We start from the raw sequence: 14,044 nt of genomic DNA on the forward strand, positions 1-14,044 counted from the left end.
ATAGTAATTTTTTATCAGCACGCTCAGCTAATTCTTTTGGTAAAGGTAATGTATCACCTAAAATACGTTCGACATTTTCTTTAAATTTCGCCGGATGAGCAGTACCTAAAAATACCCCATATTCTCCTTCTTGTAGCTCATCACGTAATAGACGATAAGCAACCGCCGCATGAGGCTCTGAAATATAGCCTTTTTGTGCCAGTTCACGTACAGTTTCTTCCGTCGTTTCATCGCTCACAGCCCCATGCGAAAGATCCGATAACAGCCAACCTTTGCGACGATATAACTCTTCAATACGAGGCCAATTATTAGGCTGGCTAACATCCATCGCATTTGAAAGTGTTGCTATTGTCCGATGTGGTTCCCATTTACCACTATCTAAATAGCGAGGAACGGTATCATTCACATTGGTCGCCGCAATAAAACGTTTAACAGGCAATCCCATAGATTTAGCCAGTAATCCTGCAGTGAGATCACCAAAATTACCACTTGGTACAGAAATGACTAATTGTTGACGTTTTTCAGCTGGAATTTGTGCAACCGCTTCAAAGTAATAGCAGATTTGTGCCAGTAGGCGGCTAATATTAATCGAGTTAGCCGAGTTTAAATGCATGGTGTTCTTTAAATATTCATCATCAAATGCCTGTTTGACTAATGCTTGGCAAGCATCAAAGTCATCTTGAATAGCAACAGTATGAATATTCTCCCCTAATGTGCAAAATAGCTTTTCTTGTAATGGGCTGATTTTTCCTTGTGGATAGAGGATCACGACTTGAACATTATCTAACTTGTAGAAAGCATGAGCGACCGCTGCTCCTGTATCACCGGATGTCGCCGTTAAAATTGTAACAGGCTGGTCACCCGCGACTTCTGATAACATTTGAGCCATAAAACGGCCACCAAAGTCTTTAAAAGCCAGCGTCGGTCCGTGGAAGAGTTCAAGGCAACTAATATCCTCTTCTACTTGTGTCACTGGCGCAGGAAAAGCAAATGCCGTATTCACACGTTTTGCTAACACATCAGCAGGAATTTCATCACCGATAAAAGCACTTAAAATACGGCTACTGCGTGTTGCAAAGTCTAATTTTAATAGCGCATCAATTTCTGCTTGAGAAAATGAAGGCAAGTCTTTGGGAAAGAAGAGTCCTTGCTGTTTTCCTAAACCTTGTTTAACCGCTTGAGCAAAGCTGACTTGTTCTTGGTTATCTTTTAAATTATATAATTTCATTACTTACCCTATCTCTCTTGCGCCACGAGTATCTAAACGGCAGATGTGTACAAAGCCTTCATCGTTTTGTACATAATGTTGTTGTAACCATTGCGCCACATCTTGGGCAATAGCCAATGAATCAGTAATAGAAAACAGCGTTGGCCCTGAGCCTGAAATACCGCATGCAAGCGCGCCTTTTTGTAATGCAGCCTCTCTCGCTTTATCAAAACCAGGGAGCAACTGTGTTCGATAGGGCTCTGCAATCACATCTTTCATTAAGCTTGCGGCAAGTTTTGGTTGTTGTGTATGACAAGCATGAATAAATCCAGATAAATAACGACCATGATTAATAATATCAGCTTTATCGTATTGTTTAGGGAGGATAGCCCTTGCTTGTGCCGTTGAGACTTTGATCCCCGGATAAGCCATCACCCAATACCAATCGTCAAAAGCTGGCACAGGCTGACAAATAATGTCGTTTTGTTCCAAAATAAGTTGTAAACCACCTAAATAACATGGCGCGACATTATCGTAATGCACACTACCGGAAATACGGCCTTCCAGCTCTCCCATCATTAATAATAAGTGGCTTTCACTAAATGGTTTGTGAGCAAATTCGTTTAATGCAACAAGTGCAGCCACAACAGAACAAGCACTTGATCCTAATCCTGAGCCTATCGGCATGTTTTTTTCAAGTGTCATCGAGACAGGTAATTGTTTACCTAATTTTTCACAAAATAGCTCCCAACATTGATAAACAATATTTTGCTTAGTATCAGAAGGTAATTTGCTAACAAATCGTCCTTTGCTGTGAAGTTGAAATTCTTGCGCCGCTTCAACGGTTACGCAATCTCCTAATAATTGACCATCAATAGGCGAAACTGCGGCTCCTAACACATCAAAACCGACACTCACATTGCCAATTGACGCCGGTGCATAAACTTTAACCACCTTTAAACTCCTAATTTCCATGATAGTGTACGTAATACATCTGCAAATACCCCAGCAGCAGTGACATCATTTCCTGCACCATATCCACGTAAAACTAAAGGAATTGGTTGATAGTAGCGAGTGTAGAAGGCTAGCGCATTTTCACCATTTTTTACTTTAAAGAGAGGATCGTTAGCATCAACGGCCATTATTTTGACTTGGCATTTCCCTTCATTGATGATCCCCACATAACGTAATACCTTCGCTGACTTTTGGGCTTCTTCGACTTTAGCATCAAACTCAACATCTACTTGAGGTAAGCGGTTTAAGAAACTCTCGACATCACCTGTACTATCAAATGAGCTAGGTAAAACAGGCTCTACATCAATATCACTCAACTCTAATTGATAGCCCGCTTCACGAGCGAGAATAAGCAGTTTACGTGCAACATCCATTCCCGAGAGATCATCTCTTGGATCTGGCTCTGTAAACCCTTTTTCTTTCGCAGAAAGTGTCGCTTCAGACAAGCTTTTTCCTTCATCTAGCTGACCAAAAATATAAGAGAGTGAGCCAGAAAGAATGCCATTAAATTGCACCAACTCATCGCCAGCATTAAGCAAGTTCTGTAAGTTTTCAATAACAGGTAAACCCGCACCAACATTAGTGTCATATAAGAATTTACGACGTGATGCTTCCGCTGATTGGCGAATTTGATGATAGTAATCCATCGACATCGTATTGGCTTTCTTATTAGGCGTAACAACATTAAAGCCATTTTGTAAGAAATTGGCATATTGCTGTGAAATCATTTCGTTTGAAGTGCAATCAACAATCACAGGATTGAGGAAGTGGTACTCTTTTTCTAAGCGAATAAGCTGACTAAAGCTAAAAGGCTCTTTAGCTGCTTGTAGCGCTTGTTGCCAATTATCTAAATCGATACCTTGCATATTGGTTAGCATTGCACGTGAATTGGCAATCCCACAAACACGTAGGTCGATATGTTTGTTTTTTAGCCATGCTTGTTGACGATGGATCTGCTCGATTAGCGCGCTGCCAACACCACCGACACCGACAATAAAGACTTCTACGATTTGGTTAGTGTTAAAGAGCATTTGGTGACATAAACGCACCGCATTCGTCGCTGCATCATTAGCAATAACTGCAGAGATAGAGCGTTCAGAAGAGCCTTGAGCAATAGCAACAATATTAATATTGCCTCGAGTTAAAGCAGAGAAGAAACGGGCTGAGATCCCTTTAAGGGTGCGCATACCATCACCGACAACCGAGATGATAGCAACATTGTTCATAATATCTAACGGATCAAGTACGCCATCTTTTAACTCTAGATAGAATTCTTCTGACAGTGCTTTTTGCGCTCTAATTAGCTCTTTTTGCGGTACACAAAAACTAATACTGTATTCAGATGAAGATTGAGTAATTAATACTACCGATATTCCTGCTCGCGACATCACGGAAAAGACACGAGCCGCCATACCCACCATTCCCTTCATACCCGGCCCTGATACATTGATCATTGCCATATTATTCAGGTTAGTGATCCCTTTTACCGGCGTGCTGTCATCTTTTTGACCATCACCAATTAACGTACCCGGTGCTTCTGGATTACCCGTATTTTTAATTAAACAAGGGATTTGAAATTGAGCAATAGGTGCAATAGTGCGTGGATGAAGGACTTTAGCACCAAAGTAAGAAAGCTCCATCGCCTCTTGATAGGACATGCCTTTTAGTAGGTGTGCATCTGGGACGAGGCGTGGATCACAGGTGTAAACACCATCAACATCCGTCCAAATTTCACAACATTGTGCACGTAAACACGCGGCTAATACGGCGGCTGAATAATCTGAGCCATTACGACCGAGAACCACAAGCTCATTTTTTTCATTACCGGCAGTGAAACCTGCCATCAAGATCATATGATCTTTCGGAATATTAAGGGCGGAAATACGGCGAGTTGATTCAGGAATATCCACTGTCGATTCGAGATAATGACCTTGAGCAAGGAGATTTTTAACCGGATCAATGACGGTAACGTTATATCCTCTAGCTTGTAACACCGACTCCATAATGGCAATCGAAAGCTTTTCACCACGACAAATCATCGCAGCATTGATGCTATCAGGACATTGCCCTAATAGGGAGATACCATGCAGGATATGTTTAATCTCAGCAAACTCTCGCTCAACTTTGTCTTTTAAGCCTTGGTAATCAAAACCAGGTTGATTTTCTCGTAAACCTTGCAATAGATTAGCGAAGATTTGCTCTGCTTCTCGTACTTGAGTGAGAGGTTCTTCTCCTTCTGCCGTTTTTTCAATCATTGCCACCAAGTAATTCGTTATCTTGGCAGGTGCTGATAATACCAGAGCGACTTGTCCCTGCTCTCGTTTTTTCTCAGCGATATCAGCAACATTCAGTACCCTTTCTGCATTGGCAACTGAAGTTCCCCCAAATTTTAACACTCGCATACAGCTCTCCTGATTTTTCGCCAAAAAAAAGCCCGCATTTCTCAATGCGGGCTTTTTCGTTTTTTGTTTTTTATATGCGACAGCCCGCCCCGCAATATAAAATTCCGGTGGTGGTGGTGGTAATAATTATATTCATAGTCACTGGGCTGTAAGTACGCATAACAATCCTGTCTGTCTCAAAATTAGTTTGACCCTATACTGGTTAAAGCAAAGCGAGAGAGATGTCAAATTTTTTCTTTTTTATTGCCTCAATTTACCTACAGTTTAAATAAAATTTATTCGAGCATTACTTATATTGTAGTATACATATTACTACTAATAAGGGGGAGTTACAGAAAATAACGCTACCATTTAAGAGTTACTTAGACATTTGTACTTTTACAAATAATAAGGTATTTTATTTCACTTCTTTTTTTGTAACAAAACTGGTAAAAAGATAAAATCTCACTATATTTAACATATATTTTTCTTTTGCATTACATAAATCAAATTATATAGTTAACTATTGAAATCAAGGTTAAGCTGTTATCTTGATTTTGATATGTGTCAACAAAAGTTAGCTTTTTAGATGGTATTTAATACAACAGGTGTTATATTGCTGTTAATAGACTATGGGCATTTTACATTCTGATTTTAACGTCCATTGTCAGTAAAATAGGTCATGTTTGTAATTAATAACGTGATGGTTATTTATCGAATTTTCATCTGGGTCTAATTTTGGCGTGCTAATAACAAAAATGAATAACCACACACCTTGCACACACAGAAGTTACACACAGATATCCTTTTTCTATTTTTGGTAATTTTAGGTAGCAAATATGCAAACCCCGCACATTCTGATTGTTGAAGATGAAGTAGTTACTCGTAATACCCTGAAAAGCATATTCGAAGCTGAAGGGTATATCGTACACGAAGCCACTGATGGCAACGAGATGCATAATATTCTGTCCGACCATGATATCAATCTGGTTATTATGGATATTAATCTTCCTGGTAAAAACGGTCTTCTATTAGCCCGTGAATTACGTGAACAGGTAAGTGTTGCATTAATGTTCCTAACAGGTCGTGATAATGAAGTTGATAAAATCTTAGGCCTTGAAATTGGTGCCGATGATTACATCACTAAACCATTTAATCCTCGTGAATTAACTATCCGTGCTCGTAACTTATTGTCACGCACTATGAATTTAGCGAATGGCACAGAAGAGCGTCGTTTAGTTGAAAGCTATAAATTTAATGGTTGGGAGCTAGATATTAATAGTCGCTCTCTTATTAGCCCTACAGGTGAACAGTATAAATTACCTCGTAGTGAGTTTCGTGCGATGTTACATTTCTGCGAAAACCCAGGAAAAATCCAAACTCGTGCAGAATTACTGAAAAAAATGACGGGTCGTGAATTAAAACCTCATGATCGTACTGTAGACGTTACCATTCGTCGTATTCGTAAACACTTTGAATCAACCCCTGATACACCTGAGATTATCGCTACTATCCATGGTGAAGGTTATCGTTTCTGTGGTGATTTAGACGAGTGATATCAGTGTTACCCTAGTAAAAAATAATGCTAAAAACCCCGGATTTCAGTTTCGGGGTTTTTCTTTATTAAAGCATAAAAGATAAAAATTGATCTTAGCGACTATTTTAAATAGAAACTAATTTATCAACTAAAAAAATTTCTTACACTTAATCTTATTAATTTTGTTAATTAATTAAAAAAATTACTCTTTCCATGGCATGATGGGTACTGCACTAATGGCATTTTTCGGTGAGCCATCGATAACCTTATCAGAGTAAGTAAGATATATCAGTGCATGGCGGTTTTTATCGTAAAAACGCACCACTTGTAGCTTTTTAAAGACCAGTGACGTTCTTTTTTGAAAAACAACATCACCACGATTTTTACCTTTTAAGACTTTTTCGCTTAATTCGATTGGCCCTACTTGTTGGCAAGAAATAGCCGCATCGGCGGTATCTTCAGCAAGCCCTAAACTACCGGAAATGCCCCCTGTTTTAGCACGGCTTAAATAGCAAGTGACATTTTTGACTTCAGGATCATCAAAAGCTTCAATGACAATTTTATGATTGGCACCAAAAAACTTAAAAACCGTATCGACATAACCAATTTCTTCAGCTTTCACCATTATTGACATCGGAAGCAAGATAGAAAGTGCGAGTATCTTTTTGAAATTAAACATATTAAATTTATTCCATAAAAAGAAGAAAGAATGATTTTGTCTAGGATAAAGCAAACTTTTGTTAACTGGTAGAATAATTTGTATACATGACTCATTGAAAAAGACTATATTTCATCTTTATCTAACAATATAACTTGTTATAGACGTTCAGGCTATTTACCATCTACAGCATAAATAAACGAATATGACTAAGGGAGATGTATGGATCAAACCAACATCATACGTGATTTACTCGCTTGGCTTGACAATAATCTGGATCAGCCACTATCCCTCGATAATGTCGCAACTAAAGCGGGTTACTCTAAGTGGCACCTACAACGCATGTTTAAAGAAGTAACGGGGCAAGCGATTGGTTCTTATATTCGTTCGAGGCGTCTATCTCGCGCGGCTGTGGCATTGCGTTTAACAAGTCGTCCTATCTTAGATATCGCTTTACAATATCGTTTTGATTCTCAACAAACATTTACTCGCGCCTTTAAAAAGCAGTTTGATAGAACTCCAGCCCTATATCGCCGTTCTGATGAGTGGTGTGCTGTAGGTATTTGTCCTCCAATAAAATTAGATCCTCAGCCTTTGCCTAAATGGGCATATGTGCAATTACCGGAGATAAAATTGATTGGTATTGAACAAACTTGTAGCCATACACTAGAACAATGGGCCAATGCTTGTTCCGATATGCGTCAGACATTTTGGCAAAATTATATTACTAAGGTAAACACTATCCCCCATGAGGTTTATGGTTTGCACCATACGCAACACAGTGATGAGCATGAAGATGAACAGCGCGTTATCTACACCACCGCCGTTGAGCCTGCTTATGCGAGTTTTGTAGAAGATGATACTGCTTATGAAGTCATATTGGAGGCTGGCGATTATATTCGCTTTGACTTCGAGGGAGAGGCAAAACGAGGCGCCATGCAGGAGTTTTTATTCTTAATCTATGGTGTTTGCTTGCCAACCATGGGGCTTACTCGCCGTAAAGGACATGATATTGAAAAGTATTATCTTAAAGAAGTGCACTATGACAATGTGATGACCGCCGAGCCACAAGATCATATTAAGCGTTTTGAGTATTATATTCCCATTAAACGCGAATTGGCCTAACAATAAGACTCTCTTTTACAGCAAAGAGAGTCTGTTATTGTCATTAACGCTGTACTTCATCAAGAGCGATATCAGTAAGATGACTCACATCCCCTGCTGTTTCGATTACCCATCCATTAGCGAGCCAAGGACTGTTTTGATAGTCCACTCGTGAAATTGAACAGTTACGTAGTCTTAAACGTCGTTCAGCGTAAGCAGGTAGGCCTAACACAGTACTTAGCAGGCAACCTAATGCAATACCGTGACTCACCAGTAAAGGACGGCTATGCTCTGGTAACGCCAAGCAACTGTTTAAAGCAGCCTGCATACGATTAGCTAATTCCACCATGGATTCTCCTTGGGGAATTCGTCCATCAGGTGTACCATCAATTAAACTCTTGCGCCAAGCTTCTTCTTGTGTATTTAATGTGGCGATCTCTCGCTGTTCAAGAACGCCCATATCAAGTTCACGCAAACGGGGATCCGTGATTACGTCACAGCGACAAGCTTGTGCAATAATCTCTGCCGTCTGACAAGTCCGGCCAAGATCACTAGAAATTATGTGGGTAATACCTGCTGATTTTACTCTTTCAGCAACTTGTTGTGCCTGTCGCACACCCATTGCTGTTAGTGGGCTATCAGATTGCCCTTGTATACGTCTCGCCACGTTCCACTCAGTTTCACCGTGGCGAACAAGATAGACCTGTAACATACATTTTTTCCGTTATACTGCTCTAATTTTTCAAAGGATGATTAACTCATTATGTATCATGTCATTGCAGCCACTACGAATCCAGCAAAAATCAACGCGATCAAACTCGCCTTTGAGCAAGTGTTCGGTAAAGATACCTTTGATATTGAAGATATTAATGTCGATAGCCGCGTTCCACAGCAACCTATTGGAAATACAGAAACGAGAACTGGCGCACGCCAACGTGTGATGGCCGCAAGACAAGTACGTCCAGAAGCTGACTTTTGGGTAGGTGTTGAAGCGGGTATTGAAGACGATATGACTTTTGCTTGGATTGTTATCGAACACGAGCAAATTCGCGGTGAATCTCGCTCAGCCAGTTTAATGCTACCGGAACAGATCTTAAAAGGTGTTCGTGAAGGTCGTGAACTTGGCGATGAAATGGCATTTTTAACCAAGATTGATAATATTAAGCAAAAAGGTGGCGCTATTGGTTATTTTACTGATGGTTTATTAAGCCGCACTTCTGTTTACCAACAAGCGATTGTATTAGCTTTAGTGCCCGTCACTCATGATATTTATAAACAACTTAACAAAAAAGATGATGAATGAGTGATTAAATAGTCCTCTTGTCGCTATTTTAGAAAAATGCCATTTAACCAACTGATTAAATGGCATTTTTATTTCTAACGAATAGGCAATTATTTTTTTATCATAAGCTCTTTTTCAAGCCATAATTTCACATCATGGGGTGCTGTTTTTAAGCTATTAGAACCTCTGGTAATAGTGGCGATGCCAACCCCTAATAGCTCTTTTAGCTCTCGTTGACTTAATTCCCCACGCATTAATTCTTGAACAATACGCACTCTTGTTGCTAATGCACTGCGCTCATCTGGCGTCATTAAAAGTTGTAAAACAGGAAATTCAACTCCCTGTTCAAACGCTTGGCGTAATAACTCAACAAAACGTACCCAGTGTTCATTCTCTTCTGGTGATAATGCAGGATCTAGCATAGTGGGAACCTCTTCTAGCCACACTCATAAACTAGTACAAACTATAGCATATTTTATCCTGTGACAAAGAGGTTCCATTAATAAATCGCTTAATTATCTCATTAATAACGACTATTCCACTCAGTTTGAGTTAATATCGGTTGTTGCTCTCCGGCAAAATAGCTATAAAACACCGCAAATGAGAGTACATTTTTGACATAACCACGCGTTTCTGCGAAAGGAATACTCTCAATAAAAGCAATAGCATCTAGTTGGCTATTAGCATCAGATAACCAACGGTCAACCCGTGCAGGACCTGCATTATAGGCTGCACTAGATAAAATACGGTTTTGATTAAAACGCTGATAAACAGAATCAAGATAAGCGGTACCAATTTCAATATTTTTAACCGGATCTGTCAGTTGCGCACTACTTGCATACCCGGTAATACCTGCTTGTTTTACCGTGAACTCTGCGGTTTTCGGCATCACTTGCATAAGACCCGTTGCCCCAGCTGAAGAGCGAGCTTGTGGGTTCCATGCACTTTCTTGGCGAGCGATCGCCATCGCATAATTGCGATCTATCGCTTTATCTTTCGTATATCGTTCAAATTCATTTTGCCATGCAAGTGGGAAACGCTCTTCTAAATGGTTCCACATTTTACCAGTAATCGTTGCTTGTACTGCTAAGTCAGCCCATTGTTGCTCAAAAGCATAACGCGCTAGTTGAGATTGTGTGGTAGCAGGCTGGGTGGCAACATAATTTGCCCACTCAGTACGCGCTAAATTATCCATTTGCCAATACATTAATTCGCGTACTCGTTGCACTTCAGGTTGCTGTGGAATTGTGGGTGAAACACTTGGCGCTTTGTCTATTACCATAACATAAGGTTTACCTAGCTTTTCAGCCGCCACCATAGGATAAAAACCGCGATGTTGTGTTAGTTCTTGTAAAAGCGCTTGTGCTTCACTGTTTTTACCTTGCGATTGCAACACCATCGCTCGCCAATAACGCCACTCCTCTTTATTTTTACTTTCAGGTGATAATCTTTCTAACCATAAAGCTAATTCTGCGGGCTGATTTTGGCTTAACGCTAAACGCACACGACGCTCACGCAGGGTATCTGAAGCGGTATCTTGTATCACACTATCACGCCATTTAGCCTGCTCTGGTGTGGCATATGGCATATATTGCCAAGCGACCGTATCACGCATTAATTGGCGTTCAGCTGTCGTCATTTTTTGAGCTCTGGCAATACTATCAAGCTGTGCTCTTGCACTATCGGCATCTTTTCGCGCCCAACGTGAAAATGCGGCTTGTACAATATTACGCGTAAAATCTGTTGGTGAAAGTTGTGTGGCATAACGAGCAACCAGATTAGGGTGATCTTGTAGTTCAACAATGGCATCGTTAATCGTTTGATAATCCATCGGCAATCGCTTAGCTAAATAAGTTGCTAACCCAGTATTACCACTTTTTATTGCTAAATTAATCCGCTCTAACACTAATTCAATGCTTAAATTTCCTGCTTTTTGCCACTCATCAAATAGCGGATCACAGCTTGAAGGCATAGAAGTACCGTTTAACCACGCTTCTTTTGCACCAACCCACGCCGTTTGTTTATCCCCTGTCGCCCATTTAGCATAATAGTAGTTACACCTTGCTGCTTTAGGCTTAGGAGGATTAGGACTAAAAGTCAGTAAGTTTTGCCACTCTTGACGTTTTGCTAACTCATTAACAAACAAAGAAGGTAGTGCTTTCGCGGGTGGCAAAGTTGGATATTTTTCGACAAATTCAGTCACCACAGCCGGAGCGACCACATCAAGATTGTCGGTAATTTGGCGATATTCAAGATAGGGGTAAAGAGGATAATCTTGTAATGTCGGTAATAATTTTTCAACTTGTGCTGTATCTTTAGCATCCCAAGCTGCTTTAATTTCTTGGTAACGTGTTCGTTGTTCACTTAATGAATCTGCTTGTGCCCACGCAGAGAAACACAATGTACTAATTGCCAAGACGAAGGACCACTTTTGCTTAACCACGTTACCTCTCCCACCTCAAATTTAAACATCCAAAGAATAAATACATTAGCTAATATGATAATCATTAACAATGTTAGTTCCCTCTTTAAATGAAATTTTCCTCACTTTTCGAACAAGCACTCAAGGATGATAAAAACCTCTCTTTTACCTAAGGTTTTCTTTTATAAATCGGGTATACTGGCGACTTTCATCGTTTTCGGGTCTTTGGCAAAATACTGACATTGACTTTACTATTGTTCATTTAGGTGTCATATATTCATTGCTTATTTACATTCTTTTGTGTTTAACGCAAAAACTGACACTTCAGATAAAATCTCTTTTATAATCAAAGGGTAATTATAGTGGCTCAATACGTTTATAGTATGTTGCGTGTCGGGAAAGTTGTTCCCCCTAAGCGACATATCCTTAAAAACATCTCACTCAGCTTCTTTCCGGGCGCGAAAATTGGTGTGCTTGGTCTAAATGGTGCCGGTAAATCAACCTTACTGCGTATCATGGCCGGTATCGATACCGATATCGAAGGTGAAGCACGTCCACAACCGGGTCTAAAAATTGGCTACTTGCCACAAGAGCCAAAATTAAACCCACAACAAACGGTTCGTGAAGCCGTTGAAGAAGCGGTAAGCGAAGTCAAAAATGCACTCAATCGTCTTGATGAAGTGTATGCAGCTTATGCTGATCCTGATGCTGATTTTGACCAACTGGCAAAAGAGCAAGGTCAGCTAGAAGCGATTATTCAATCTCACGATGGTCATAATCTTGATAACCAATTAGAGCGTGCAGCAGAAGCACTACGTTTACCAGATTGGGATGCCAAAATTGAACATCTTTCTGGTGGTGAACGTCGCCGTGTGGCTATCTGTCGTTTACTGTTAGAAAAGCCAGATATGCTGTTGTTAGATGAACCGACTAACCACTTGGATGCTGAGTCTGTTGCTTGGTTAGAACGCTTCTTACATGATTATGAAGGCACTGTTGTGGCGATTACCCACGACCGTTACTTCCTTGATAATGTCGCAGGATGGATCTTAGAACTTGACCGTGGAGAAGGTATTCCGTGGGAAGGTAACTACTCCTCTTGGTTAGAGCAAAAAGATGCGCGTCTTGAACAAGAAGCAGCCACTGAAGCCGCTCGCCATAAATCAATTCAAAAAGAACTTGAGTGGATCCGCCAAAATCCTAAAGGTCGTCAGGCTAAAGGTAAAGCTCGTCTTGCTCGCTTTGAAGAACTCAATAGCGTTGATTACCAAAAACGTAATGAAACCAGTGAGCTATTTATTCCACCTGGACCTCGTTTAGGGGATAAAGTGCTAGAAGTGAGTCACCTCACTAAATCTTATGGTGATCGCGTTCTGATTGATGATTTAAGTTTCTCCATTCCTAAAGGCGCTATCGTCGGTATTATCGGTCCAAATGGTGCCGGTAAATCAACGCTGTTCCGTATGATCTCAGGTCAAGAACAACCCGATTCAGGAACCGTGACTTTAGGGGAGACCGTGAAACTGGCCTCTGTTGATCAGTTCCGCGATAGTATGGATGACAGCAAAACGGTTTGGGAAGAAGTTTCTGGTGGTCAAGATATTATGCGCATTGGTAACTTTGAAATCCCAAGTCGCGCTTATGTGGGCCGCTTTAACTTTAAAGGCGTTGACCAAGGTAAACGCGTTGGCGAACTGTCCGGAGGTGAGCGTGGACGTTTACACCTTGCGAAACTTCTCCAAGTCGGCGGTAATATGTTGCTGCTCGATGAACCGACCAATGATCTGGATGTTGAAACGCTACGCGCCTTAGAAAATGCGCTATTAGAATTCCCAGGTTGTGCTATGGTCATTTCCCATGACCGTTGGTTCCTAGACCGTATCGCCACTCATATCATCGATTATCAAGATGAAGGTAAAGTCGAATTCTTTGAAGGTAACTTTACTGAATATGAAGAGTATAAAAAACGGACATTAGGTAACGAAGCTATCCAACCTCGTCGCATGAAATATAAACGCATCACTAAGTAATCATTATTTAGCTGAACGCAAAAAAGCAGAGCTCACCCTCTGCTTTTTTATTATCTCTCTTTACGTTTTATCCAAAGCACCGTAAAACCCCGTCCTTCAGGTCGGGGATATAAGGCGCGGTTTTTTAACTAACTCGGTGTTTCCTGTTGCTCAATGTACTGGCGGATAATGGATATTGCTGCGCCACCACAACTCCCCGCGAAATAACTCGGCGACCAAAGAACCCCCTTGTAGTAATCACGTTGGGCAATATCAGGACGATCACGTCGAAGTAATCGACTCGATACCCCTTTAAGGCTGTTAACCAGATTAGATATCGCCAGTTTTGGCGGGTAATTAATCAGTAAATGAACGTGATCCCGTTCCCCATCCATTTCAACCAGTTCAACATCAAAATCAGCACAAACAC

The 14,044-nt window shown here is 40.6% G+C and carries 11 protein-coding genes, 1 pseudogene and 1 other annotated feature; of the genes and pseudogenes, 4 read left to right on the forward strand and 8 right to left on the reverse strand.

All coding sequences use genetic code 11. The annotated features are described in order from the left end of the window. The 3 genes from thrC to thrA all read right to left on the reverse strand — a co-directional run. Nucleotides 1-1,228 (reverse strand): threonine synthase (gene thrC / locus AACU98_RS06715; protein ID WP_161735722.1); only part of this gene is annotated, 1,228 nt, incomplete at its 3' end. A 3-nt stretch (nucleotides 1,229-1,231) separates the two neighbouring features. After that, on the reverse strand, nucleotides 1,232-2,161 hold the full coding sequence (thrB, locus tag AACU98_RS06720; protein WP_026164639.1) for a homoserine kinase: 930 nt from the start codon (nucleotides 2,159-2,161) through the stop codon (nucleotides 1,232-1,234). Nucleotides 2,162-2,163: 2 nt separating this feature from the next. Next, entirely contained in the window at nucleotides 2,164-4,623 is a 2,460-nt protein-coding gene (gene thrA, locus AACU98_RS06725; RefSeq protein ID WP_036894194.1) for a bifunctional aspartate kinase/homoserine dehydrogenase I, read from the reverse strand. Nucleotides 4,624-4,644: 21 nt separating this feature from the next. Beyond that, nucleotides 4,645-4,761 (reverse strand) — a sequence feature (Thr leader region). A 680-nt stretch (nucleotides 4,762-5,441) separates the two neighbouring features. Between thrA and arcA the strand changes: the two genes are divergently transcribed. After that, entirely contained in the window at nucleotides 5,442-6,158 is a 717-nt protein-coding gene (gene arcA / locus AACU98_RS06730; protein WP_004245226.1) for a two-component system response regulator ArcA, read from the forward strand. Between the two features lie 183 nt (nucleotides 6,159-6,341). Here arcA and creA read toward each other — a convergent pair whose 3' ends face one another. Continuing rightward, entirely contained in the window at nucleotides 6,342-6,818 is a 477-nt protein-coding gene (creA, locus tag AACU98_RS06735) for a protein CreA (RefSeq protein ID WP_004248955.1), read from the reverse strand. A 201-nt stretch (nucleotides 6,819-7,019) separates the two neighbouring features. Between creA and robA the strand changes: the two genes are divergently transcribed. Then, nucleotides 7,020-7,922, forward strand: a complete 903-nt coding sequence (gene robA / locus AACU98_RS06740; protein WP_161735724.1) for an MDR efflux pump AcrAB transcriptional activator RobA — start codon at nucleotides 7,020-7,022, stop codon at nucleotides 7,920-7,922. Between the two features lie 43 nt (nucleotides 7,923-7,965). Here the strand turns inward: robA and gpmB are convergent, their stop codons facing one another. Next, the gene (gpmB, locus tag AACU98_RS06745; RefSeq protein ID WP_004245229.1) at nucleotides 7,966-8,613 is read right to left on the reverse strand and encodes a 2,3-diphosphoglycerate-dependent phosphoglycerate mutase GpmB; all 648 of its coding nucleotides are present in this window, start codon (nucleotides 8,611-8,613) and stop codon (nucleotides 7,966-7,968) included. Nucleotides 8,614-8,664: 51 nt separating this feature from the next. On the opposite strand from gpmB, the gene yjjX reads away from it, so the two are divergent. Continuing rightward, nucleotides 8,665-9,204, forward strand: a complete 540-nt coding sequence (gene yjjX / locus AACU98_RS06750) for an inosine/xanthosine triphosphatase (RefSeq protein WP_004248953.1) — start codon at nucleotides 8,665-8,667, stop codon at nucleotides 9,202-9,204. A gap of 89 nt (nucleotides 9,205-9,293) precedes the next feature. Here yjjX and trpR read toward each other — a convergent pair whose 3' ends face one another. Together trpR and sltY are read right to left on the reverse strand one after the other, a co-directional pair. Beyond that, nucleotides 9,294-9,605 carry a trp operon repressor gene (trpR, locus tag AACU98_RS06755; protein WP_004248952.1) on the reverse strand — a complete coding sequence of 104 codons (312 nt, stop codon included), beginning with the start codon at nucleotides 9,603-9,605 and terminating at the stop codon, nucleotides 9,294-9,296. A 101-nt stretch (nucleotides 9,606-9,706) separates the two neighbouring features. Continuing rightward, on the reverse strand, nucleotides 9,707-11,626 hold the full coding sequence (sltY, locus tag AACU98_RS06760) for a murein transglycosylase (RefSeq protein ID WP_004245233.1): 1,920 nt from the start codon (nucleotides 11,624-11,626) through the stop codon (nucleotides 9,707-9,709). A 341-nt stretch (nucleotides 11,627-11,967) separates the two neighbouring features. On the opposite strand from sltY, the gene ettA reads away from it, so the two are divergent. Continuing rightward, on the forward strand, nucleotides 11,968-13,635 hold the full coding sequence (gene ettA, locus AACU98_RS06765) for an energy-dependent translational throttle protein EttA (protein ID WP_004248950.1): 1,668 nt from the start codon (nucleotides 11,968-11,970) through the stop codon (nucleotides 13,633-13,635). A 50-nt stretch (nucleotides 13,636-13,685) separates the two neighbouring features. On the opposite strand, the pseudogene tnpA reads toward ettA, so the two are convergent. Then, nucleotides 13,686-14,044: pseudogene (tnpA, locus tag AACU98_RS06770) on the reverse strand (IS200/IS605 family transposase); the annotation flags it as partial.

It is taken from the genome of Proteus sp. G4380, assembly GCF_963885725.1.
Taxonomy (GTDB): Bacteria; Pseudomonadota; Gammaproteobacteria; order Enterobacterales; family Enterobacteriaceae; genus Proteus; species Proteus mirabilis.

Coding starts and splice junctions, on each gene's coding strand:
- thrA (WP_036894194.1), bottom strand. CDS start 4,623: ATGCGAGTGTTAAAATTTGGGGGAACTTCAGTTGCCAATGCAGAAAGG.
- arcA (WP_004245226.1), top strand. CDS start 5,442: ATGCAAACCCCGCACATTCTGATTGTTGAAGATGAAGTAGTTACTCGT.
- creA (WP_004248955.1), bottom strand. CDS start 6,818: ATGTTTAATTTCAAAAAGATACTCGCACTTTCTATCTTGCTTCCGATG.
- robA (WP_161735724.1), top strand. CDS start 7,020: ATGGATCAAACCAACATCATACGTGATTTACTCGCTTGGCTTGACAAT.
- gpmB (WP_004245229.1), bottom strand. CDS start 8,613: ATGTTACAGGTCTATCTTGTTCGCCACGGTGAAACTGAGTGGAACGTG.
- yjjX (WP_004248953.1), top strand. CDS start 8,665: ATGTATCATGTCATTGCAGCCACTACGAATCCAGCAAAAATCAACGCG.
- trpR (WP_004248952.1), bottom strand. CDS start 9,605: ATGCTAGATCCTGCATTATCACCAGAAGAGAATGAACACTGGGTACGT.